Source organism: Bacillus canaveralius (genome assembly GCF_002860125.1).
GTDB lineage: Bacteria > Bacillota > Bacilli > Bacillales > Cytobacillaceae > Bacillus_BJ > Bacillus_BJ canaveralius.
Map to the genome: position 1 here is coordinate 1 of NZ_PGVA01000031.1, position 22,901 is coordinate 22,901.

General features: G+C 42.2%; 20 protein-coding genes. 17 read left to right on the forward strand and 3 right to left on the reverse strand.

The window, feature by feature from the left end; genetic code table 11:
• The first annotated feature begins 194 nt into the window (after positions 1-194).
• The 7 genes from CU635_RS14020 to helD all read left to right on the forward strand — a co-directional run bounded on the left by CU635_RS14020 (position 195) and on the right by helD (position 10,005).
• A complete protein-coding gene (locus CU635_RS14020) occupies positions 195-743 on the forward strand; it encodes an outer spore coat protein CotE (protein ID WP_101578041.1) in 549 nt (182 codons plus the stop codon).
• Positions 744-868: 125 nt separating this feature from the next.
• Positions 869-3,463, forward strand: coding sequence for a DNA mismatch repair protein MutS (gene mutS, locus CU635_RS14025; protein ID WP_180956532.1), 2,595 nt, complete (start codon positions 869-871; stop codon positions 3,461-3,463).
• A 168-nt stretch (positions 3,464-3,631) separates the two neighbouring features.
• Positions 3,632-5,500 carry a DNA mismatch repair endonuclease MutL gene (gene mutL / locus CU635_RS14030; RefSeq protein WP_101578005.1) on the forward strand — a complete coding sequence of 623 codons (1,869 nt, stop codon included), beginning with the start codon at positions 3,632-3,634 and terminating at the stop codon, positions 5,498-5,500.
• A 364-nt stretch (positions 5,501-5,864) separates the two neighbouring features.
• A complete protein-coding gene (locus CU635_RS14035; RefSeq protein ID WP_101578006.1) occupies positions 5,865-6,092 on the forward strand; it encodes a LexA family protein in 228 nt (75 codons plus the stop codon).
• A gap of 524 nt (positions 6,093-6,616) precedes the next feature.
• Positions 6,617-6,874 carry a hemolysin XhlA family protein gene (locus tag CU635_RS14040; RefSeq protein ID WP_180955586.1) on the forward strand — a complete coding sequence of 86 codons (258 nt, stop codon included), beginning with the start codon at positions 6,617-6,619 and terminating at the stop codon, positions 6,872-6,874.
• A 115-nt stretch (positions 6,875-6,989) separates the two neighbouring features.
• Positions 6,990-7,436, forward strand: a complete 447-nt coding sequence (locus tag CU635_RS14045) for a hypothetical protein (RefSeq protein WP_101578008.1) — start codon at positions 6,990-6,992, stop codon at positions 7,434-7,436.
• A gap of 232 nt (positions 7,437-7,668) precedes the next feature.
• Positions 7,669-10,005: an RNA polymerase recycling motor HelD gene (gene helD, locus CU635_RS14050; protein WP_180956533.1), complete on the forward strand. Its 2,337-nt coding sequence runs from the start codon at positions 7,669-7,671 to the stop codon at positions 10,003-10,005.
• 75 nt (positions 10,006-10,080) lie between these two features.
• On the opposite strand, the gene mreBH is transcribed toward helD, so the two are convergent.
• On the reverse strand, positions 10,081-11,088 hold the full coding sequence (gene mreBH / locus CU635_RS14055) for a rod-share determining protein MreBH (RefSeq protein ID WP_101578009.1): 1,008 nt from the start codon (positions 11,086-11,088) through the stop codon (positions 10,081-10,083).
• Positions 11,089-11,395: 307 nt separating this feature from the next.
• Here mreBH and miaA point away from each other — a divergent pair, with 307 nt between their 5' ends.
• From miaA to CU635_RS14105, 10 genes are all read left to right on the forward strand, one after another.
• On the forward strand, positions 11,396-12,358 hold the full coding sequence (gene miaA, locus CU635_RS14060) for a tRNA (adenosine(37)-N6)-dimethylallyltransferase MiaA (protein ID WP_101578044.1): 963 nt from the start codon (positions 11,396-11,398) through the stop codon (positions 12,356-12,358).
• Between the two features lie 27 nt (positions 12,359-12,385).
• Entirely contained in the window at positions 12,386-12,622 is a 237-nt protein-coding gene (gene hfq, locus CU635_RS14065) for an RNA chaperone Hfq (protein ID WP_101578045.1), read from the forward strand.
• Between the two features lie 427 nt (positions 12,623-13,049).
• Entirely contained in the window at positions 13,050-13,997 is a 948-nt protein-coding gene (spoVK, locus tag CU635_RS14070; RefSeq protein WP_101578010.1) for a stage V sporulation protein K, read from the forward strand.
• Between the two features lie 157 nt (positions 13,998-14,154).
• Positions 14,155-15,417, forward strand: a complete 1,263-nt coding sequence (gene hflX / locus CU635_RS14075) for a GTPase HflX (RefSeq protein WP_101578011.1) — start codon at positions 14,155-14,157, stop codon at positions 15,415-15,417.
• A 10-nt stretch (positions 15,418-15,427) separates the two neighbouring features.
• Entirely contained in the window at positions 15,428-16,696 is a 1,269-nt protein-coding gene (locus tag CU635_RS14080) for a methionine gamma-lyase family protein (RefSeq protein ID WP_101578012.1), read from the forward strand.
• A gap of 155 nt (positions 16,697-16,851) precedes the next feature.
• On the forward strand, positions 16,852-17,259 hold the full coding sequence (locus tag CU635_RS14085; protein ID WP_101578013.1) for a MerR family transcriptional regulator: 408 nt from the start codon (positions 16,852-16,854) through the stop codon (positions 17,257-17,259).
• A 46-nt stretch (positions 17,260-17,305) separates the two neighbouring features.
• Positions 17,306-18,640: a type I glutamate--ammonia ligase gene (glnA, locus tag CU635_RS14090; protein WP_101578014.1), complete on the forward strand. Its 1,335-nt coding sequence runs from the start codon at positions 17,306-17,308 to the stop codon at positions 18,638-18,640.
• A gap of 220 nt (positions 18,641-18,860) precedes the next feature.
• On the forward strand, positions 18,861-19,784 hold the full coding sequence (locus CU635_RS14095; RefSeq protein ID WP_101578015.1) for a Kiwa anti-phage protein KwaB-like domain-containing protein: 924 nt from the start codon (positions 18,861-18,863) through the stop codon (positions 19,782-19,784).
• A gap of 20 nt (positions 19,785-19,804) precedes the next feature.
• Positions 19,805-20,383, forward strand: a complete 579-nt coding sequence (locus CU635_RS14100) for a hypothetical protein (protein ID WP_101578016.1) — start codon at positions 19,805-19,807, stop codon at positions 20,381-20,383.
• Positions 20,384-20,649: 266 nt separating this feature from the next.
• Positions 20,650-21,405, forward strand: a complete 756-nt coding sequence (locus CU635_RS14105; RefSeq protein WP_101578017.1) for a hypothetical protein — start codon at positions 20,650-20,652, stop codon at positions 21,403-21,405.
• Positions 21,406-21,582: 177 nt separating this feature from the next.
• Here CU635_RS14105 and CU635_RS14110 read toward each other — a convergent pair whose 3' ends face one another.
• Positions 21,583-21,909, reverse strand: coding sequence for a DUF4257 domain-containing protein (locus CU635_RS14110; RefSeq protein WP_101578018.1), 327 nt, complete (start codon positions 21,907-21,909; stop codon positions 21,583-21,585).
• A 284-nt stretch (positions 21,910-22,193) separates the two neighbouring features.
• Positions 22,194-22,817, reverse strand: coding sequence for a transcriptional repressor LexA (gene lexA, locus CU635_RS14115; RefSeq protein ID WP_101578019.1), 624 nt, complete (start codon positions 22,815-22,817; stop codon positions 22,194-22,196).
• Positions 22,818-22,901: the final 84 nt, after the last annotated feature.

The following is a 22,901-nucleotide window of genomic DNA, read 5'->3' on the forward strand; positions in this document are numbered from 1 at the left end:
CTGTTGTCCGCAAACAGTGGCCCAAAACTCCGCACAGCCGGCTCATTCTGTCCGCAATACTCAGCAACTGGCCATCCGCATAGAATGGACTATATCGGACCCGGTGGGATCCTAGACCCGCTAAAAAGATAAGCACACTAGTCTAATATCCCGCATAGGATGAAGTGAAAATGAATGAGGAGGGTTTGCTCGCAATGGGAGAATACAGAGAGATTATAACAAAAGCGGTCGTAGCGAAAGGGCGCAAGTTTACCCAGTCCAATCATACGATCAACCCCGCGCACCATCCGTCCAGTATCCTCGGCTGTTGGATTATCAACCATAAGTATGAGGCAAACAAGGCCGGTAAAACAGTGGAAGTCAGCGGCTCCTATGACATTAACGTTTGGTACTCCTTTGATGATAATACAAAAACAGAAGTAGTTACTGAACGGCTTACGTATCCAGATGTCATTAAAACTAAGTACCGTGACCTTGAAGGTCTTGATGAACAGGAGGATGTAGTTGTCCGGGTATTACAGCAGCCGAACTGTGTCGAAGCCGTTATTTCTCCTAACGGAAACAAAATCATCGTTCATGTTGAAAGAGAGTTTCTCGTTGAAGTAATCGGAGAAACAAAGGTATGTGTAGCCATTTACCCTGATGAAGTTGAAGGTGACGATGATGATTGGGGCATGGATGTTGACGATGAAGAATTTGAAGAATTGAATCCTGACTTCTTAGTAGGAAGTGAAGAGGAATAACTGGCAACTAGGAAGAATTTGCTTCCTAGTTTTTCTTTTTTCCTCGTGAAGCAGCACCTTAAGTCAATCCTCTATTTGTGATATAATAGATTGTCGAAAGAAATAGAAGAATGTTGGGGGATATTATGGCTGCTTATACGCCGATGATACTGCAATACTTGCAAGTAAAGGCAGATTACCAGGATGCCTTTTTATTTTTTCGCTTGGGTGACTTTTACGAAATGTTTTTTGACGATGCAATCAAGGCATCGCAGGAGCTTGAGATTACATTAACAAGCCGGGATGGCGGCGGCGACGACCGGATTCCAATGTGCGGGGTTCCATACCATTCTGCGCCTGCTTATATTGAACAGCTGATTGAAAAAGGCTACAAGGTTGCCATCTGTGAACAAACAGAGGATCCAAAACAGGCGAAAGGCGTTGTCAAACGGGAAGTTGTCCAGCTGATTACGCCTGGAACGATGATGGAAGGCAAAGGACTGAATGATAAGGAAAATAACTATATCGCTGCGATCAGCATTTTTAAAAACAATACATACGGATTTATTTGCAGTGATATTACAACCGGTGAAAGCCGGGCTACCCTGCTGTCAGGCAGTTTTGAAGAGGTTTTAAATGAGCTATCTCTATCCGGGGCACGGGAAGTCGTCATTGCAAGCGACTTTGATGAGGAACTGCAGCGAAAAATGCGCGAGCGTGCCAGCCTGACTCTTTCCTTTGAAGATGATACAGCAAGTAAAGAAGCTTATCACAATCTGTTAAAAAATGTAAGTCATGAAATGCTAGGCGTGACAGTGTCCAGGCTGTTGAACTATTTATACCGGACACAAAAGCGCAGCCTCGACCATTTACAGCCGGTCGCGCCATATCAAATTCACCAGTATATGAAAATCGATTATTTTTCTAAACGAAATCTTGAATTAACCGAGACAATCCGATCAAAAGGCAAGAAGGGCTCGCTTTTATGGCTGCTTGATGAAACGATGACAGCAATGGGTGGAAGGCTTTTAAAGCAATGGGTGGACCGGCCTCTTATTGAAAAGGAAGCGATCTTGAGACGCCAATCGCTTGTCGGGATTTTCATAGAATCTTATTTTGAAAGAATTGAGCTCCGTGAAAGGCTGAAGGAAGTATATGATCTGGAGCGCCTTGCCGGCAGGGTCGCATTTGGCAATGTCAATGCACGTGATTTAATGCAGTTAAAGCGGTCGCTGTTACAAGTACCCGAATTGAAGGATTTGGTCGGCAAGCTTCCGGGCGAAGAAGCAGCGAAACTTGCAGGAAGCCTTGATCCTTGCGAAGCTATTACCGGGTTGCTTGAACGCGCAATCGTTGATAATCCTCCGCTTTCGCTTAAAGACGGGAACATCATCCAGGACGGCTATCACGAGGAGCTGGATCGTTACCGCGATGCGAGCCGAAACGGTAAAACGTGGATTGCCCAGCTTGAGCGCCAGGAACGCGAGAAAACCGGCATAAAATCACTAAAGATCGGCTATAATCGAATTTTTGGCTATTATATTGAAGTGACAAGAGCCAACCTCCACCTGCTTCAGGAAGGGCAGTACGAACGAAAACAAACACTGGCCAACGCAGAAAGATACATCACTCCTGAATTGAAAGAGAAAGAAACGTTAATTTTGCAAGCGGAGGAGAAAAGCGTTGAGCTCGAATACCAGCTGTTCGCCGAGATTCGCGAGCAAGTCAAGGAATATATTCCGCGGCTCCAGGCGCTTGCCAAAACAGTAAGCGAGCTCGATGCGCTGCAATGCTTTGCCACTGTAAGCGAAGAACGCCACTATGTAAAACCGGAATTTTCAAGCGACCGGAAAATGATCATTAAAGATGGCAGGCATCCGGTCGTTGAAAAGGTGATGAATGCCCAGGAGTATGTTCCGAATGATTGCGATATGAATGCGGAACGGGAGATGCTGCTGATTACCGGGCCAAACATGTCCGGAAAAAGCACCTATATGCGGCAAATCGCCCTAACAGCAATTTTGGCGCAAATCGGCTGCTACGTACCTGCGTCCAGTGCGATTATGCCAATCTTTGATCAGGTATTTACGCGGATCGGGGCGGCTGATGATTTGATCTCGGGACAGAGCACCTTTATGGTGGAAATGCTCGAAGCGCGGAATGCGATTGTCCATGCGAGCTCGGACAGCCTGATTCTTTTTGATGAAATTGGCCGCGGAACATCCACTTACGATGGCATGGCACTCGCCCAGGCGATGATCGAATACATTCACGACCGGATCGGGTCAAAAACGCTGTTCTCGACCCACTACCATGAACTGACTGTGCTGGAAGCTGAGCTTGCGCGCCTGAAAAATGTCCATGTCAGTGCAGTTGAGCAAAACGGGAAAGTCGTTTTTCTTCATAAAATAAAAGAAGGTGCTGCGGATAAAAGCTATGGTATTCATGTTGCTGAATTGGCCGAGCTACCTTCCGAACTGATCAGGCGCGCCAACGATATACTCGTCGAACTGGAACGAAAAGACAACCGTGAAGGCCAGCAAACCGGGAAACCAACTGCAACAGCAGCGGAAGCGTCGGAACAGCTCTCGTTTTTCGCTGAACATGGGGAGCAAAAAGTCCCGTTAAAACGTAAAGAAAAGCAGCTGATTGACGATCTGAAAGACTTGAACATTCTTGAATTAACGCCGCTCCAGGCTTTAAATACATTATATGAGCTGCAAAAAAAATTAAAGGCTTGAGAAAATTCACAATGTAATGAGCTAAACCGAAAAACGAATGAAGTTGTCTGAATAAACAGGAGTATGCCCAAGGAAACGAAAGATACTATCTTATTTTTTAAATAGACTGTTCTTTTTTCAAATTAAAGAATTGCGTTGCTTAACAAAACAACTCGGGAGGTGGAAAGAATGGGGCGAATCATTCAGCTGGATGACGCACTTTCAAATAAAATTGCCGCAGGCGAGGTAGTCGAGCGGCCGGCCTCGGTCGTGAAAGAACTTGTTGAAAATGCCATTGATGCGGGAAGCACGCTGGTCGAGGTCGAAGCTGAAGAAGCGGGACTCGCCAAAATCCGGATCATCGATAATGGTGATGGAATCGACGCGGAGGATGTTCCGATTGCTTTCCAGCGTCATGCAACGAGCAAAATCAAAGATGAAACCGACCTGTTTCGCATCAGAACGCTTGGTTTTCGCGGCGAAGCCCTCCCGAGCATTGCTTCTGTCGCAAGGCTGGAGATGAAAACGTCAACCGGTACTGATGCCGGAACACGGATTGTCATTGAAGGCGGGAAAATCGAGGTCATTGAAAAAGCAGCGAGCCGAAAGGGTACCGACATTTCAATTACCGATCTATTTTTTAATACACCAGCCCGCTTAAAATATATGAAAACGATCCATACCGAGCTTGGCAATATTACGGATGTGTTGAACCGGATCGCCCTTGCCAACCCGCATGTATCGATCCGGTTTGTCCATAACGGCAGAAAGCTGTTGCATACAAATGGCAATGGTGATGTCCGCCAGGTACTCGCTGCGATATACGGCTTGAATATTGTCAAAAGCATGACAACGATTTCTGCTGAAAGCCTTGATTTTACAATCAGCGGGTTTATTTCAGTTCCGGAAGTGACAAGGGCATCGCGCAACTATATTTCGACGATGATTAACGGCCGGTTTATTAAAAATTACCAGCTCGTTAAGGCGATTCAGGAAGGGTATCATACACTCCTGCCAATCGGCAGATTTCCGATCGCACTTCTTCATATCGAAATGGATCCGTTGCTTGTTGATGTCAATGTTCACCCATCGAAAATGGAAGTCCGTCTAAGCAAAGAGCATGAACTAAATGAACTTATTTCAAATAGCATCAAACAAACATTTAAGTCGAAAACACTGATTCCGACTGGTTTCGTTCACGAAAAAAAAGCCCGGCCTGTTTCCGAGCAAACAGCGTTTGAACTTGACCATTTGCCAGCTCGTGAAAATCGTGACCAGTCGTTCAACAGTCGCCGATCAATGGAAGGCAGCCGCAACGAAAGTACAATAAAGGAACCTGCAAATACGTTTCAGCCTGTCGAAGCGACCAATCCAGCGGTTTCCGCTGAACCCCAAGCAATGAATCAGGAAGTATTTGAACGGCCGACAGACGATGATGATTTCTTTTTTGAAAAAACGGATCAGCAGCTGCCGGAACGGGTTCCGCCTTTATATCCAATCGGGCAAATGCATGGGACGTATATTATTGCCCAAAATGACAAAGGGCTCTATATCATTGACCAGCATGCCGCCCAGGAGCGAATCAAATACGAGTTTTATAAAGAAAGAGTCGGCGACGTCGCGAGCGAGCTGCAAGAATTGCTAGTTCCGCTCACCTTTGAGTATTCCGCGGATGAATATATCAAAATCGAAGAATATCAAGATGAATTGGAAAAGGTCGGCGTTTTTCTTGAACCGTTCGGCAATAATAGTTTTATTGTCCGTTCCCATCCGCAGTGGCTTCCAAAGGGAGATGAACCAAGGATGATTGAAGGGATGATTGAACAGCTGCTTGCGATGAAAAAGGTCGACATTAAAAAGCTCAGGGAAGAAGCAGCGATCATGATGAGCTGCAAAGCTTCGATTAAAGCAAACCATTATTTACGCCATGAAGACATGCAAGCCCTCCTTGACAAACTGAGGCAAACGACAGATCCGTTTACATGCCCGCATGGCCGCCCGATCATTATTCATTACTCCACCTATGAAATGGAGAAGATGTTCAAGCGGGTGATGTAGCAAGATTGCGGAGGGTAGGAAATGGTCTTGCCCACCATTTGCCCTCCTAACCATTCACTACAACCTAATATGTTAAATCATCATATTCAGTAAGAGTTGCACGCATCCATTAATTGGGTGCTTTTTACTTATCATAAATTAAAAACGAACTAATGTTCTAAAAATACTTGAAATAAAACGCATGTTCGTATATGATTAGGAAAAAGGAAGATAATCAGTGAAGCGCAAGCCCTACATTCTTCGAAACAGTATAAATGATAAGTACAACAAGGCTTTGTGCTTTTTCTAAACGATAGCTATGAACAATTCAGTTTAATTCAATACTCGCGGTTGCAGCGGTCAAATCAAAGGGAGGAACAATTTTATGCATAAGTTATCGAACAGACAGAGGCGTATAGTAGGAGCGATCAATCTATATATGAAAGCCCATGGATATCCACCAGCGATACGGGAAATCGGTGAGATGGTTGACCTTGCATCACCGGCAACGGTGACAGGCCATTTAGTCCGTTTAAGAAAAGCCGGGTATATCGCTTGGGAGGAAGGACGTCCAAGAACGATACAATCACTACAAAATGAGAAAACCGCCTGATTACGGGCGATTATTATATGAAAAAATTGACTAAGTTGCTTTGTGTCCACTTGCCACCTTCTGCCCAATCAATTGTTCAACTGTTGTGATTAAGTAGTCCAAATAAGGACCTCGATTGGGGTCCTTTATTTTTACAGAAAAATCGATATTATTGTTTAACAGAGCCTTAACGTTATTATTCCAACACCACATGAAAAGCTTTGATTCCGTGACATTACGGCACCTGTTTAGATGGAGTACATATTCAAGGTGCGCGTATTGTAGCGATGATAGTCTATAAATAATCGTCTTTCTGTATAGCGGGGAGACGCTTTTTTAGTTTTTTTGTAATAAAAGACTTGGCGATAGTTAACCGTACAAGCAATTATTCTAACTATCAATATAATATATCAGGAGGAGTTGCAGGCTATTTTAAAGTTTTAGTGACACAGTAGATCCAGACAACAACAGTGATTCCTCCATGAATGCATGGGGGTTTTATTAATTTTACATGATCCTGAATAAGAAGGGAGGGGCAATCGGGAGTGAAAAAAGAAGATATCGTAACCTGGCAGGACACGATAGAAAATGATATTGATGAAATCAGAGGTGACATTCGCAGATTGCAAGAAAAACAGCTGATTCAAGACCAGATCATCCAATCTATTCAAAGTGACCTGGAAGAGATAAAGGAAGATACAAAGTGGCTGAGACGGACATTCACGAATGCAATTGTCACTTCCGTTTTAACAGCAGTCATCGGCGGTGCAATCACTGTTATTTTCTCTCTTCTTATAGAGTAAAATGCTACATTTCGTGACACTAAGTCTAATCTAGAGAAAAATCGGAAAAATAAGCTGGTGTCTTTCCACATATAAGCATATATTTAAATTAACAGGAAAGCATGGGGGTGGATCATTGGTCGTCGTCAGTATGCTTGGCATTTTGCTTTCGGTGTTCGTGATCATCTTATTTGTGATCGTTTATACTGTGAAAAATAAGGAGAAGGGGGAGGAGACTGTGATCAGGCATTTATATACGAATCTCGTCTCGTTTGCGACCTTAATGATGGTTCTGGGCGGCGGTATATCCATTTTTATGGCTGCTGCGGACTTGATTGCTCCACCAAACTATTATCAGAGTTTTCAGGAATACACACAAATGAGGGAATATGAAAAGGGAGCGGAGCAAAAAACTAATCTATCAGAGCAAGAACTTCGTGAGGATTATAAGCAAGTAGTCATTGACGAACGCCATCGAATCAGGGAGAATGCCAAGAATCAAATCATTAAAAGTCTCGGCTTTATAGTGATTCCACTGCCGGTATTTTTGTATTTCAACAGATTGAGAAAGAACCCATCATGATAGAAATGCACATTGAAGTTCCCTTCTCCGACTCTCTGGATGAAGGGTTATATTTTGTAAAAAATAAAAAAACACCCTTGAAAAATACAGGTGTGTCTGCTAATCTGAATATTGGTCTAACTTTTTTTGCGCATATAAAAAATATGTATAAAAATAGTCTATAATAACATTATCATAATAAAAAATGATTGTCAATGGTTAGACTAAAAAACTTTACCGGGAAGTGACCTGAGTGAATAATCGCAATATGGAGTGGCAGCAGGAACAAGCAAGAGTCAACCATGTAGTTAATAAAATCAACAGGCAAATTGAAAAATTAACTAAAGGGTCAAACCGTGTTAAAGCAGATGCTTCCGAAATTCGCAAGACGTTTTGGAATGATGTCACTGTCAACTTTGATGAAGCCGATGACATTGCTGAAACATATACGAGTATAAAGCAACAGGCTGAGCTTTTGGCAGAACGCGAAAGAAGTGAGCGACAATTTAGCGTTGCTGAAAAAACGCTTGAAAGATTGCGGAATTCACCTTATTTTGGGCGTATCGACTTTAGTGAAGATGGTGAACCTGCAGCCGATGCGATCTATCTCGGGATTGCTTCTTTTCGCGATGAAGACAAAGACCAATTTCTCATTTATGATTGGCGCGCACCCATTTCAAGCCTCTATTATGATTTCATTCCCGGTCCAGCCGAGTACGAGACGCCGTCTGGATTAATTGCAGGCGAGATAACGTTAAAGCGCCAGTTTATTATTCGCGCCGCAGAGCTGACCGGCATGTTTGATACCGGGCTCACGATCGGCGACCAGCTTCTCATCGAGGTGCTCGGCAATCATGCTGATACACAAATGAAAACTATTGTCGCAACGATTCAAAAGGAACAAAATCAAATCATCAGGAATGAAAAAAGCAAACTATTAATTGTAAAAGGTGTTGCCGGAAGCGGGAAGACCTCAGCAGCACTGCAAAGGGTCGCCTATTTGCTGTATCGCCATCGAGGAACGCTAAATCCGGAAAATATACTGCTGTTTTCTCCCAATCCTTTATTTAATAGCTATGTTTCTTCCGTGCTCCCAGAACTGGGTGAAGAAAACATGGAACAAACCACCTATCAGGAATATGTGAACAGCCGGATGAACCATGATCTTCAAGGTGAAGATGTTTATACACAAATGGAGTACTTGCTGGCCGACTGTGATGATCCTGATTATGATGACCGGGTCAAGAGTATCCGTTTTAAATCTAGTCTTGATTTTAAGGAGATGATTGATGAATATATCGGGTCTCTGGCAAATGAAGGACTTGTTTTTAAAGACTTGAATTTCCGCAAACAAACATTAATCAGCAAGGAACAAATTTATCAATATTTCTATTCTTTCGATTGCGGTATGTCGATTCCAAACCGCGTAGAACTGTTAAAAGCCAAGCTTCTAAGAGAGCTCAGGAAAGCGATGCAACTGGAAGTGGAACAAGAATGGGTAGAAGAAGAATTGCAATACTTGGAAAAAGAAGATTATCTGGAAGCATTTAAACACCTGCAAAAGAAACAACGTTTTTCGGAAGACAGCTTTGATGATTTTGAAAGAGAGCGGCAGCTTCTCGCTCAATCGATCGTCAAGAAGAGGTTTAGACCTTTGTTTGCGCAAGTGAAACGCTTAAAATTTATTGATATCCTTGCCGTATACAATAGGCTGTTTCGCCATGATGTTCCCGGGGGCATCAAAGTTCCGGAGCAATGGCCGGCCATTTGTTCCATGACAATCAAAAAATTGGAGGCGGCCCGCGAAATATCTTACGAAGACACAACCGCGTTTCTCTATTTACAAGATAAGATCGAAGGTAAAAAGTCCAACACCGCAATCCGCCATATCTTTATTGACGAAGCCCAGGATTATTCTCCATTCCAATTCGCTTTTTTGAAGGATCAGTTTCCTTATAGCAAAATGACGTTATTGGGAGATTTAAACCAGGCGATTTATGCCAATGCGACAGACTCCATATCGATTCTTGCTGCTGATATCGATGGTGATGATGCGCAAGAAACGATTGTTCTCAATCGAACCTACAGGTCGACTAAAGAGATTGTCGAATTTACAAGCGAAATCATTGACGCTGTGAACATTGAACCTTTTAACAGGCATGGCCGCAAACCGGTCTTGACTGTCGTTCGCAGTTTTGATGAGCTTTTCCATTCGATGACTAACACGATACAAACTCTTTTACAACTAGGGCATAAGACGATTGCCGTTATTTGTAAAACGGTTGATGAAAGCCGTCAAGCCTATCAAAGCTTGGACGGGATTGAGAAACGGTTAATTGAAAAAGGTACGTCCGGGTATGATCAGGGAGTACTGGTTATTCCGGCATACTTGGCAAAGGGTATTGAATTTGATGCGGTCATAATGTATGATAGCTCAAGCTATAAAAGAGAACGCGAGCGGAAGCTGCTATATACTGCCTGCACCCGTGCGATGCACGAGCTTCACATCTTTTCATTAGAGAAAATTAGTCCATTGCTCGAAAAGGTTAACGAACAGAGGTACACACTTGTTAGTAAAGATCAACAGTAAAGAAAAGTCACAGTTGATCTGAAATAAATAAAAACGCCTCCAATGAATATGAGGCGTTTTTTCCTGTTATTTTGATTATCTAACCGCTTTTTGAAGCTTATGAATGAATTGCAGCGCTTTTCCGGTTCCGATCGCTACAGATTCAAGCGGACTGGGCGCAAGGTGGACGGGAACGACGATTTCTTTGCTCAGCCAATCTTGCATTCCTTTCATCAGCGCACCGCCTCCGGTGAGGATCACGCCTCTGTCGACAATATCACCGCTCAATTCAGCAGGGCAATCCTCGAGGGTCGCGCGAATCGCTTCTAAAATATGTGAGAGTGATTCCTTAAGGGCATCACGAATTTCATAGGATGATAGGGCGATTGTTTTCGGCAGCCCGGTCACAAGATCGCGGCCGCGAATATCCATAGTGAGCTCATCATGGTCAATCATGGCGTAGCCGATTTCCATTTTGATTTTTTCCGCTGTCCTTTCTCCAATCAGAACATTATATACCTTGCGTACATATTGAACAATATCATCATCGAGCCGATCACCGGCAATCCGGATTGAATGGCAGGCAACGACACCGCCGAATGAAATAATCGCAACTTCTGTTGTTCCGCCTCCGATGTCGACGATGACATTGGCAACAGGCTCATCAACAGGCAGTCCCGCACCAATTGCTGCAGCAACCGGTTCTTCGATTAAATGGACCTTTTTTGCACCGGCATTCCTGACCGCATCGTGAATAGCACGTCTTTCAACGCTGGTCGAGCCTGAAGGTGTGCAGACAACCACATTTGGCTTACGAATCGTGAGACCGATCTTCTTGGATGCTTTTCTCATAACGTTTTTAAGCATTTCAGTCGTCACATCAAAATCGGCAATTACACCATCTTTTAACGGCCGGATTGCGACAATCTTACCCGGTGTTTTTCCGATCATTTCTTTCGCTTCTTTTCCAACTGCTAAAATATTTTTTGTTTCTGTATCAATGGCGACAACAGAGGGTTCGTTTAAAGCGATCCCTTTATTTTTGCTGTACACCAAAATATTTGCAGTTCCTAAATCAATTCCAATTTCTGAAGTTGACAGCATCAATCATCACCCAGTTTCTGTTTATTAGCTTTTCATAGGATAAATCTACACATAAAGGTACCATGAAATTGGGCCCAGGCACGCCATTGTTAACAAAACGTTAACGAACTGTAATGAAAGATGAAAATTTTATCATGTTTGGTAAATTAAGAACCGAAAAATCCCTGAATAGAAAGCGACATTTATGGTCATAATGCTTAGATGTTCAACTGCGGAAAATAATTGTGGTACGATAGACAAAAAGGATAGGCCCGTTTTTTGGTTATCCTCTTTAAAAGCATCCGAAAAAGGCAGTGTGAAAAGATTCATGAAAAAAGAGAAGCTTATTGTTCTAATCGGGCCGACAGCAGTTGGAAAAACAAAGCTGAGCATTGAACTTGCAAAGAAATATAATGGTGAAATTATCAGCGGTGATTCGATGCAGATTTATAAGGGGATGGATATTGGGACAGCGAAAATAACGAAAAAAGAAATGGATGGGATTCCCCATCATTTAATCGATATTAAAAACCCTGACGAGCCCTTTTCGGCAGCGGAGTTTCAAGTGCTTGTCCGCGCCAAAATCGCTGAAATCTCTTCCCGTAACAAGCTTCCAATGATTGTTGGAGGGACAGGACTTTATATTCAATCCGCCATTTTTGATTATAAATTTTCCGATGCACCTTCTGATGAACCATTCCGAAAACAGCTTGAAGAATTTGTTAAACGCGAAGGGAATGAGGCACTTTTCGATAAATTACATCAAGTAGACCCGGACAGTGCGGAAAGGATTCATCCGAATAATACGCGGCGTGTCATCAGGGCGCTCGAAATCTATCATTGTACCGGAAAAACAATGTCCGACCTTCAAAACAGCCAACTTCCTGAAGTTTTGTATGAAACCGCGTTGATTGGTTTAACAATGGAAAGGGTCCGTTTATATGACAGGATTAATCAGCGTGTTAATGAGATGGTGAAAGCGGGGTTGATAGACGAGGTCGAACTCCTCTATTCACGGGGACTGCGCGACTGTCAGTCAATACAGGCAATCGGATATAAAGAGCTTTATGACTTCTTTGATGGTAAGGTGACGATCGAAGAAGCGGTTGAGAATTTAAAGCAAAATTCCAGGCGATATGCGAAAAGGCAGCTAACTTGGTTTCGAAATAAACTCAATGTGGAATGGTTTGATATGACGGATGTATTGGATAATTCCCAACTCGCAAAAAAAATCGCGGAAATTTCAGCTTTTATTGAAGGAAAGCTTGAAATAAAATCGAATACATACTAATAGAGATAAAAGAGGAGGATCCCAATGATGAAACAGTCGATCAATATTCAGGACCAGTTCTTGAACCAGCTTCGCAAAGATGGCGTGCACGTAACGGTGTTTTTATTAAATGGTTTTCAAATAAGGGGGCAGATTAAAGGCTTTGATAACTTTACGGTTCTGTTTGAATCGGAAGGTAAGCAGCAGCTCGTTTATAAACATGCTATTTCCACATTCGCGCCACAGCGCAATGTTCAAATTGATATGGAAGCACCGCAGCAGTAAGTTTAAATCTGAATACTATACCAGCGCAGCCCGTGTTTATGCGGGCTGATTTTTATTTTAATAAGGAAAACCCCATGTAATCCGCCATCCAATAAAATTGCATTAATGAATTGTAATCAAGCTGAATACATATAAGATGATACGCCAAAGCCACGAGTCTCTTGTCGAAACGGCCTGAGTCAGTTTCTTTGGAAATTTAAGAAAAGTCAGAAATTATTTCTCGGGAAAGCGCAGGAAACGACAGCACAGGCGCGGTCATTGTAGATTCGTAAATATTTATGTCGGTTTTTAGGTACTTGGTCTGTATCTGCCTAAAGACCAAGGAAGCATATCAAGCGAGACATCGACGTTTTATCGGGATAACTGGGCTTTTGTCACAACTGTTTTTTTTTAGCGTATACTGTTTTGAGATGGTGAGGTGATAGCTGTGGACCAACCTATGCGCCTGAAAAATAATGGCCAAATAAGTATAGTTCTGAATAATCAAAAGCGAAAAGCTCTTGCAAAAGAACTGCCTGACACCCAACAAGTTCATCAAGCGATCCCTTCCGAGCATACTGCTTTAATAGAAATTGAAGATGAGCTTGCCGGACTGGTTGGCATGGATGAAATGAAAAGAATGATAAAGGAAATATACGCCTGGATTTATGTGAACAAGAAGCGGGAGGCGCTTGGGATGAAAGCGGAACGGCAGGCTCTCCATATGATGTTTAAGGGCAATCCCGGCACTGGGAAAACAACGGTTGCAAGACTGATTGGCAAGCTGTTTTTAAAAATGAATGTTTTGTCGAAAGGACATTTAATCGAAGCGGAACGTGCCGATCTCGTCGGGGAGTATATCGGGCACACCGCCCAGAAAACCCGGGATTTAATCAAGAAATCGATCGGTGGCATCTTGTTTATTGATGAAGCCTATTCGCTCGGCCGGGGCGGGGAAAAGGATTTTGGCAAGGAAGCGATTGATACGCTTGTCAAGCACATGGAAGATAAACAGCATGAATTTATTTTAATACTGGCAGGCTATTCCCGTGAAATGGATTACTTTTTAACATTGAATCCCGGCCTGTACTCGCGGTTTCCGCTTGTTGTTGACTTTCCGGATTATACGATTGAGCAGCTGATGGAAATCGGCAGCAGAATGTTGAAGGACAGAGAATACACTTTAAGCCATGAAGCGGATCGGAAGCTGCGCGAACATTTAATCTGGGTGAAATCCGTTCTGAATCCGGCCAGTTTTTCAAATGGCCGTTACGTGCGGAATATTATCGAAAAGTCGATCAGATGCCAGGCGATGAGATTGCTGATGCAAAGCAGCTATGACCGCCATGACTTAATGACAATCCGCAGCAACGATCTTGTTTTTGAAGAAGATTAACGATGAACAACCAAGCGTTTAGGAATTGAATCATAAAGAAAACGGCCGGAGATCGAGTTTCCGGCCGTTTGTTTGGTTGTAATCAAGATGAAATTAGGATTAAAAAATTTTTTTTGGTATGATATTTAAAAGAAAGAACATGAGAGGGGGAATATACATGGAACAGCGTACAGAGTTCGAAAAGGTTATTCTTCTCGGCTGCCAAACCGGTGACAACGACGATCTCCGTTTTCAATATTCAATGGATGAGTTAGCCGCATTAACGGAAACAGCGAAAGGCAGGGTGCTTGTTTCCGTCGTTCAGAAGCGGGAAAGAATCCATCCTTCTACATATATAGGAAAAGGGAAGATCGAGGAACTAAAGGCTTTGGAAAAAGAGTTTGAAGCAGATATTATCATTTGCAATGATGAACTGTCGCCAAGCCAGCTCAGGAATCTGTCTGCCCAGCTTGATGCGAGGGTCATTGACCGGACGCAATTGATTCTGGATATTTTTGCACAAAGGGCCCGATCGAAAGAAGGGAAGCTCCAGGTCGAACTTGCCCAGCTTCAATATTTGCTGCCGCGCCTTGCCGGTAAAGGAATCGAGATGTCCAGATTAGGGGCCGGGATTGGAACGAGAGGGCCTGGTGAAACAAAGCTTGAATCGGACCGACGCCACATCAGACGCCGCATTGATGATATAAAATCACAGCTGGACACCATCGTTCAGCATCGCGACCGTTACCGGGAACGAAGGAAAAAGAATAAGACGTTTCAAATTGCCCTCGTTGGCTATACCAATGCCGGGAAGTCAACCCTGTTTAACCGCCTTGCAGAAGCTGACTCTTTTGAAGAGGATCAGCTGTTTGCGACGCTCGACCCGATGACGAGAAAATTGATTTTACCGAGCGGTTTTATGACGCTGCTTACTGACACGGTCGGCTTTATTCAGGATTTACCGACAACACTTGTCGCAGCGTTCCGATCGACGCTTGAAGAAGTAAAGGAAGCCGATTTGCTCCTTCATGTTGTCGATATGTCAAATCCCGATTATTTTCAGCATGAAAAGACGGTCAACCAACTGCTGGAAGAACTCAAAATTAAAGATATCCCACAGTTGACCGTCTATAACAAGAGGGATCTGCAGCACCCGGATTTTGTGCCGACTGCGAAAACGCAAACTATTTTTATCAGTGCGTTTGAAAAAGAGGACCGCGACCAGTTAAAGCTGAAAGCAGAGGAAATCATCCTCGACCTGATGGAGCCGTATCATGTTCATATTCCATCGACCGAAGGGAAGCTGCTTTCGCAGTTAAAAAACGAAACGATCCTCAGGGAGCTGTCTTTTAGTGAAGATAAACAGCATTACGTATGCAAAGGGTTCGCACTTGAAGACCACCATATAGCAGGGCAATTAAAAGAATTTCAGATTAGTTAGGAGAGGCAGCATGTTTCAGCATTTACAATCAGGGGAAAAGCTTTATCCGCTCGTCAAGGAAATAGAGAAAAAAATTGCGGACGTTCATAAAAGAATCGATGAGCGGATCGATACGAATCAGTTTACAGTGCTGCAAAGTTTTCAAAAACATCGTGTCAGTGATTCTCACTTTATCCCAACGATCGGTTATGGGTATGATGATGCAGGGCGGGAGACGCTCGAAAAAGTATATGCGGATGTGTTCGGCGGCGAAGCAGGCCTCGTCCGGCCGCAAATCATTTCCGGAACGCATGCGATCTCAATTGCGCTATTTGGAGTCCTGCGCCCTGGTGATGAGCTTCTCTATATAACGGGCAAGCCTTACGACACTCTTGAGGAAATTGTCGGAATCAGGGGAACCGGAAACGGTTCTTTAAAAGAATTCGGCATTAGCTATAACAGCGTTCCACTTGCTGAAGACGGAAAAATTGACTTTCAAGCCGTTGGCAAGGCGATCAAGCCGAATACAAAAATGATCGGAATCCAGCGTTCCAAAGGATATGCGACAAGGCCTTCGTTTACAATCCGTGCAATCGAAGAAATGATCCGCTTTGTCAAAGAAATAAAAAACGATGTAGTCGTATTTGTCGACAACTGCTATGGGGAGTTTGTTGAAGAGCTGGAGCCGTGCCATGTCGGTGCCGATTTGATCGCCGGGTCACTGATTAAAAACCCGGGAGGCGGTTTAGCCAAAACCGGCGGCTATATTGTTGGCAAACAAGAATGGGTGGATGCCTGCTCGTACCGGATGACTTCGCCCGGAATCGGTGCGGAAGCGGGCGCTTCCCTTTATAGCTTGCAGGAAATGTACCAGGGCTTCTTTTTAGCGCCGCATGTAACAGGCCAGGCATTGAAAGGAGCTGTTTTTACAGCAGCCTTACTGGAATCGCTCGGCATGAATTCTTCGCCGAAATGGGACGCGGAGCGAACTGATTTAATCCAGGCCGTTCAATTTGATGATCGTGTAAAAATGGTCGCTTTTTGCCAGGCGATTCAATTTGCTTCACCGATCAATTCTCATGTAACTCCATACCCCAGTTATATGCCGGGATATGAGGATGACGTAATCATGGCGGCTGGCACTTTTATCCAGGGAGCGAGCATTGAGCTTACCGCAGACGGCCCGACGCGGCCGCCGTATGTCGCTTATGTGCAGGGCGGATTAACTTATTCCCATGTGAAGATGGCCATTTGTATCGCAATAGACCATTTAAACAGAAAAGGTTTAATTCAATTATAATAGGTAAATATATAACAGGGCAGCTAGATCGCTAGTTGTCCTGTTTATTTATGGGTAAAAATTTTATATGTTAGAAAATCTAACATTTGATTGACAGAAAAACTTACATGAAATATAATGACGGTATAGTGGAATACGGAAAAGGAGGAACCGTCTTGAGTGGAAGAGAAATTCGTCGTTCGATGCCGCTTTTTCAAATAGGAACTGTCATGCAGCTTACCGATTTAACCGCGAGGCAAATTCGATATTATGAAGAGCATGGATTAATTTCTCCGGCAAGAACCGATGGGAAAAGACGCCTCTTTTCTTTAAATGATATTGATGTTCTCTTGGAAATCAAAGATTTAATTGACCAAGGTGTGAACATGGCCGGAATCAAGCAGCTGTTTTCCGTGAAGGAACAGCAAACTTTAACGGCGGAAATGGAGCAGCAAGCGGAAAAAGTGCGGCGTGATCTTTCTGATGACGAGCTTAGAAAGCTGTTGAGAAGTGAGTTGATGCAGGCGGGCAGATTTAACCGCTCATCGCTTCGCCAGGGGGATATGTCACGCTTTTTCCATTAATAATAAATAAAAATATAGAGCATTAACTAAGGGAGGAACCATTTTAATGGCTAAGTATTCAAAAGAAGACATCGTACGCATGTCAAAAGAAGAAAATGTTAAATTTATTCGTCTCCAGTTTACAGATATTTTAGGGACGATCAAAAACGTTGAAATTCCAATCAGCCAACTTGATAAGGCATTGGATAATAAAATGATGTTTGATGGTTCTTCGATCGAAGGATTTGTCCGGATTGAAGAATCTGATATGTATTTATTCCCTGATTTGGATACTTGGGTCATATTCCCTTGGACTGCTGAAAAAGGTAAAGTTGCCCGTTTAATCTGTGATATTTATAATGCTGACGGCACCCCATTCGAGGGAGATCCGCGTAACAACTTGCGCAGAATCCTTAAAGAAATGGAAGACCTGGGCTTCTCTAATTTTAATCTAGGGCCAGAACCGGAATTTTTCCTCTTCAAGCTTGACCAGCACGGGGAGCCGACGTTAGAGCTTAACGATAATGGCGGATACTTTGATTTGGCACCTACAGATCTAGGCGAAAACTGCCGCCGTGACATCGTACTTGAACTTGAAGAAATGGGCTTCGAAATTGAAGCATCCCACCATGAAGTGGCTCCAGGCCAGCACGAAATCGATTTTAAATATGCTGATGCAATCAAAGCATGTGATTATATCCAAACGTTTAAGCTCGTTGTAAAGACAATTGCCCGCAAACACGGCCTGCATGCGACGTTCATGCCGAAACCTTTGTTTGGTGTTAACGGATCAGGAATGCACTGTAACGTATCATTATTCAAAAACGGCGAAAACGCGTTTTATGATCCAAGCGGTAATCTTGAGCTAAGCGACACAGCGCGTCATTTCATAGCCGGAATCATTAAAAACGCAAAGAGCTTTACGGCGGTTACAAACCCGACTGTAAACTCATATAAGCGTTTAGTGCCTGGTTATGAGGCTCCATGTTATGTAGCTTGGTCAGCACGCAACCGTTCACCATTGATCCGTATCCCGGCTTCACGCGGAGTCAGCACACGTGTTGAGGTGCGCAGCGTAGACCCGGCTGCAAATCCATACTTGGCAATGGCAGTGCTTTTAAAAGCAGGCCTCGACGGAATCAGAAACGAACTGAATCCTCCAGCTCCAGTTGACCGCAATATTTATGTGATGAACAAAGAAGAGCGTATGGCTGAAGGAATTGATGACCTGCCGGCAACATTGGCACAGGCTCTTGATGCGTTAAAAGCAAACGAAGTCATGACCTCTGCATTGGGTGAGCATATTCTCGAACACTTTATCGAAGCAAAAGAGATTGAGTGGGATATGTTTCGCACTCAGGTTCATCCTTGGGAACGCGAACAGTATATGTCGATGTATTAAGATTGACGAAACCCTTGACACTAATTTGGTGTTGAGGGTTTTTTTAATTATAGATACTCGGCTTGTCGATAGCTGCTCGATAAAATGCTCTTTATTATGAGGAGAATGGCGATGAGTACACAAAAAACCGGGATCACTATATATACAATTGCTCATTTTAATAATTTTTGCAGGGAATTTCCTCCTTTTATCGAAATATTTAGACGAAAGGGGGAAAAACATGAACGTAGCTGATGTTTTAGAATTATTGAGCGGACTAAATGACGACGACTTGGATATAAGATTATATTTTACAAGGAAAAGACCTAACGGCAGATATTTATCATTTTCTCCAACTATAGGAAGCCGGCTACAAATTGAATTAAAGAATTTAGTTACATCTGCTTTAGCAAAAGTTAGCGAAGTTGAACAGCGTCCTTTTAGCCCTGTTGGAACAATTGAAGGGTTTATAGAAACATACTCCCCTAATCAAGTAGCTAGCTTTAATGGCATACTCGAAAGTATGAATGAGGATTTAGTAACGCGAACAACAATTGATCCCGAAGAAGTAAGTAAATTAACGTTTTACTGTCTTAAAATACATATTGACAATAGAGGGGATGTCCTTTTTTTTAGACGAGTTACCAAGTTCAACAAATTAGCTAAGGGTAACGGGTTTATAGGCAGATTTGCTGCAGGCGATTTTGAAAAGTTAGACGATACATTGTTAGGGCTTGACCCAAATATTGATATTGTTATCTTCGGGGAAGATATGTTAATACTTAATCATATATCTCTGGAGAGAATCTTTTCAATTCAAGACCAATATCATGAAAGAGCTACTCAAACCCTTGATCTAGTTGGACGAGCATATCGAATTAGAAATTTTGATCAATTCAGAGAAGATTGTCTATCCGATGGGAGAATTACAAGGGCATTAACAAAATTACTAACAGAGGAGGATAGAATTCATCAGGTTTTCGAGAATTTCGAAAACGTAATTCATGTTATTGATATATTTGACTTAAACATTGAACTAGTAGAAGAAAATACAATGCTAGTATATGAAGACAAATCTCAATTACTTGATATAACCAGACTTATGAGGGACTCGTTTTATCGGAGTTTGATTAACAACAGAGAAGGTGTTGATGAAGGAGTATAACAAGGTAAGGGTGATTGTCGATGGTTTCAGTACTGTTTAGAATTGGTTTATACGTATCATCGTTTTTTCCTCTTTATGTTTTACTAATTATTGATAACTACAATTATTATATATCTTGGACAAGAATAAAAAGTATAATCCTATTCGAACATGTTTTACCCTCTCTTTTCAGCTATTCGATCTTAGTTTTGATAGCTATATCTGTTTCTTCACTTTTTATTATTATGAAGATTAATCTCAATGAAAAGCATCAGTTTGAAGGGATCAGCAAAACAGAAGATAACTTACTTAGTTATGTCGTAACCTACCTGGTTCCAATATTGTCTATAGATATAACAAAAGCAAATAGCTTGCTAGTTAACGCTGGGCTGTTTTCTTTATTGGGATTTATCTATGTGAAAAACAGCTTAGTTTACCTAAATCCACTTTTTTTGTTTTTTAGATATAATATTTTTCTGACAGAAAAGAATGAGGTATTAATTTCTAATTTAGATATTTATGAGCTTAAAAGTTTGGAAGGGGAAAGAATTAGAACGAGGGTACTCAGCTATAAAATATATCTAATAAGAAAGAAAGATTCTGCAGTAGTCGAAGGTTAGCAGCCACCTTTGGGGTGCTTTTTGTGCCACGGGCAGTCGCATGGGTTTGCAAAATGTCCACACGAAATTTTGATTAATCGGATAAGTTGAAATACCTGTAATAAAAATGTAATAAAATATTAGCGAAAAACGATTCATACACCCATGAACCGAAAATTATAGTTAAAAATTCTTGAGTTACCAATGAAATATTTTTGTAAAATATGAGGCATTTTTAACCATAAACTCGTCTATATATGTAAAGAGAGAAAAGGGGAGTGATCAATTTGAAAAAAAGGTTAGTGGTAATGAGTTTTAGCTTTGCCTCGATTTTTTTAGCTGGTTCTTACCATTATTCTGCTGAAAATGGTTCCACGCGGACAGATTCTTACGAGACGAGAGTAATGGCAGATACCAATTCAACTCATTCATTAATAAAAAGTCAACAAAAAGACTATTCTGCACGTTTTTTTCAGGATGGCGTCAATAATCAACCTGGTGAAGTGAATTCCTCAGAGTTAACTGATGATAATAAAAGTAGCGTGGCAAAGCCTGATGCGATTAACAATATAAATGTTAATGAAGAAAAAGCGCCCGCAGTTGTGAATACCTCAACAGAAACTGTTAAGGACACCGTATACGTTGAGACCGAAATTAGGAAGTTGATCGATTCCTCACATTATCATCTTAGCAAGGGTGGGATCATTGGTTTGTTTGGCGTTGATTATGTAGAATTAGAAGGGGCCATGAATGGAAACAAGCTCTGGAATTTCAGCATTGGCGCGGTTGAAGGATATGAATACACACTGGATGGCGATGCTGTTGATGTAGAGGCACTTATGACTGATCGTGTTAAGTTCATCATCGTCTTTCATTTTTCAGACGATGCTGATTCGGTAAGCTATATTTCCGGTTACTATAAAGATAAGTACGGCGTTTTTCATGAATATGGCGTCTTCCCGGACGGATCATTTAAAGATTTATCAGAACACGGAAGTTATTTAGTGAATGCTGGTGGGGGTATAGAGCAAACTGGTTACTAAAAATCAATTCTTAGTTTGATAGATTGAAGAAAGGTGATTCTGAACATGCGGAGTCATCTTTAATTTAGGTAAAGGCTCAAATTTGAGTTGCAATCTTGATGATAAGATCTACTTTTTTTCATTATTGGTTTCAAAAAAAAATCCGTTGAAAACCTCAACAGATTATAGTTCAGGCTATTATTCTTTTTTGCAGTTGTCCGGTTTTTTTTCGGGCAAAGAGTCTTGCTGCTCCTGCCATTGTATTAATTCTAATTTTCTGATCAGCGCTTCTCCACCTAACCCGGCGACAATCGAAATAAAGAGAACGTTCAACACTGAATTGATCCCCGAAGATAAAACGAGAAGAGCTGCCGACATTGCCCCCGTTAGAAAGTCCTCAAAAAACCCTAAATAAATAAATTTCTTTGTTTTCCGTGGCATGATCATTTTGCCCTTGCTTTTAACATGTCCAATAACCCCGGCAAGCCCACCAAATAACGTTGCGAAGACAATGTTTTCATACATACTTCCTTCACACTCCCACGGTCGAATATTTGGAAAGACCCTAGGTTAATTCTTGCTGTATATTTATTATAATTGTTTTCCTTTCTTGATAATATATGTAAATATATCGAATTTTCTGATTAATTTTTGTGGTCCATGATTACTATAAATGGCAAGAGACTGGATACAAAGATTCATTTCTGCCTTTTTTGTAACCTTTTGCACTAAGATATATTTAGTTGGCAAGAATAGTGTCACCAAAAAGCTAAAGCAAGCCATTCGGCTTGCTTTCTTTAACAAATAAATTAATGGATATGGCGGTATACACCGATTACCCTTCCAAGTATCGAGACATGGCGGAGGATGATCGGTTCCATGGTGGAATTTTCAGGCTGGAGGCGAAAAAAGTCCTTCTCTTTAAAAAAACGTTTTACCGTCGCTTCATCTTCTTCCGTCATTGCTACGACAATGTCCCCATTATTTGCGGTTTGCTGCTGCTTCACAATCACATAGTCGCCATCAAGAATCCCTGCTTCTATCATACTATCACCCATGATTTCAAGCATAAATACGTGATCATCCGCCGGAGCAAGCCGTTCGGGAAGTGGGAAGTATTCCTCAACATTTTCAACGGCTGTAATCGGCAGACCGGCTGTTACTTTACCGACAATCGGGACACTTCTCACATTAATCTGCGGAATGTGTGCTGCTTCATCTAACTCAAGTATCTCAATTGCACGCGGCTTTGTAGGGTCGCGGCGAATGAGTCCTTTGCTTTCAAGCCGTGCAAGATGACCATGGACGGTTGAGCTGGAAGCAAGTCCTACTGCCTCGCCGATTTCCCGTACGGAAGGGGGATATCCCTTTTTTTTCACTTCTTCTTTAATAAAAGAAAGTATATCTTGTTGGCGTTTCGATAGTTTTGGCATAACTATGCACCTCGTTATGGTTATTGTTGAATTAAGTATAGCATGTATGTGGACAGTATACAAACATAAGTTCGAGTTTTTTTG

Bases quoted from the DNA above. Each gene is read 5' to 3' on its own strand.
- CU635_RS14020 (WP_101578041.1), top strand. From the start codon at position 195: ATGGGAGAATACAGAGAGATTATAACAAAAGCGGTCGTAGCGAAAGGG.
- mutS (WP_180956532.1), top strand. From the start codon at position 869: ATGGCTGCTTATACGCCGATGATACTGCAATACTTGCAAGTAAAGGCA.
- mutL (WP_101578005.1), top strand. From the start codon at position 3,632: ATGGGGCGAATCATTCAGCTGGATGACGCACTTTCAAATAAAATTGCC.
- CU635_RS14035 (WP_101578006.1), top strand. From the start codon at position 5,865: ATGCATAAGTTATCGAACAGACAGAGGCGTATAGTAGGAGCGATCAAT.
- mreBH (WP_101578009.1), bottom strand. From the start codon at position 11,088: ATGCTGTCAACTTCAGAAATTGGAATTGATTTAGGAACTGCAAATATT.
- miaA (WP_101578044.1), top strand. From the start codon at position 11,396: ATGAAAAAAGAGAAGCTTATTGTTCTAATCGGGCCGACAGCAGTTGGA.
- hfq (WP_101578045.1), top strand. From the start codon at position 12,386: ATGAAACAGTCGATCAATATTCAGGACCAGTTCTTGAACCAGCTTCGC.
- hflX (WP_101578011.1), top strand. From the start codon at position 14,155: ATGGAACAGCGTACAGAGTTCGAAAAGGTTATTCTTCTCGGCTGCCAA.
- CU635_RS14080 (WP_101578012.1), top strand. From the start codon at position 15,428: ATGTTTCAGCATTTACAATCAGGGGAAAAGCTTTATCCGCTCGTCAAG.
- glnA (WP_101578014.1), top strand. From the start codon at position 17,306: ATGGCTAAGTATTCAAAAGAAGACATCGTACGCATGTCAAAAGAAGAA.
- CU635_RS14095 (WP_101578015.1), top strand. From the start codon at position 18,861: ATGAACGTAGCTGATGTTTTAGAATTATTGAGCGGACTAAATGACGAC.
- CU635_RS14100 (WP_101578016.1), top strand. From the start codon at position 19,805: ATGGTTTCAGTACTGTTTAGAATTGGTTTATACGTATCATCGTTTTTT.
- CU635_RS14110 (WP_101578018.1), bottom strand. From the start codon at position 21,909: ATGTATGAAAACATTGTCTTCGCAACGTTATTTGGTGGGCTTGCCGGG.
- lexA (WP_101578019.1), bottom strand. From the start codon at position 22,817: ATGCCAAAACTATCGAAACGCCAACAAGATATACTTTCTTTTATTAAA.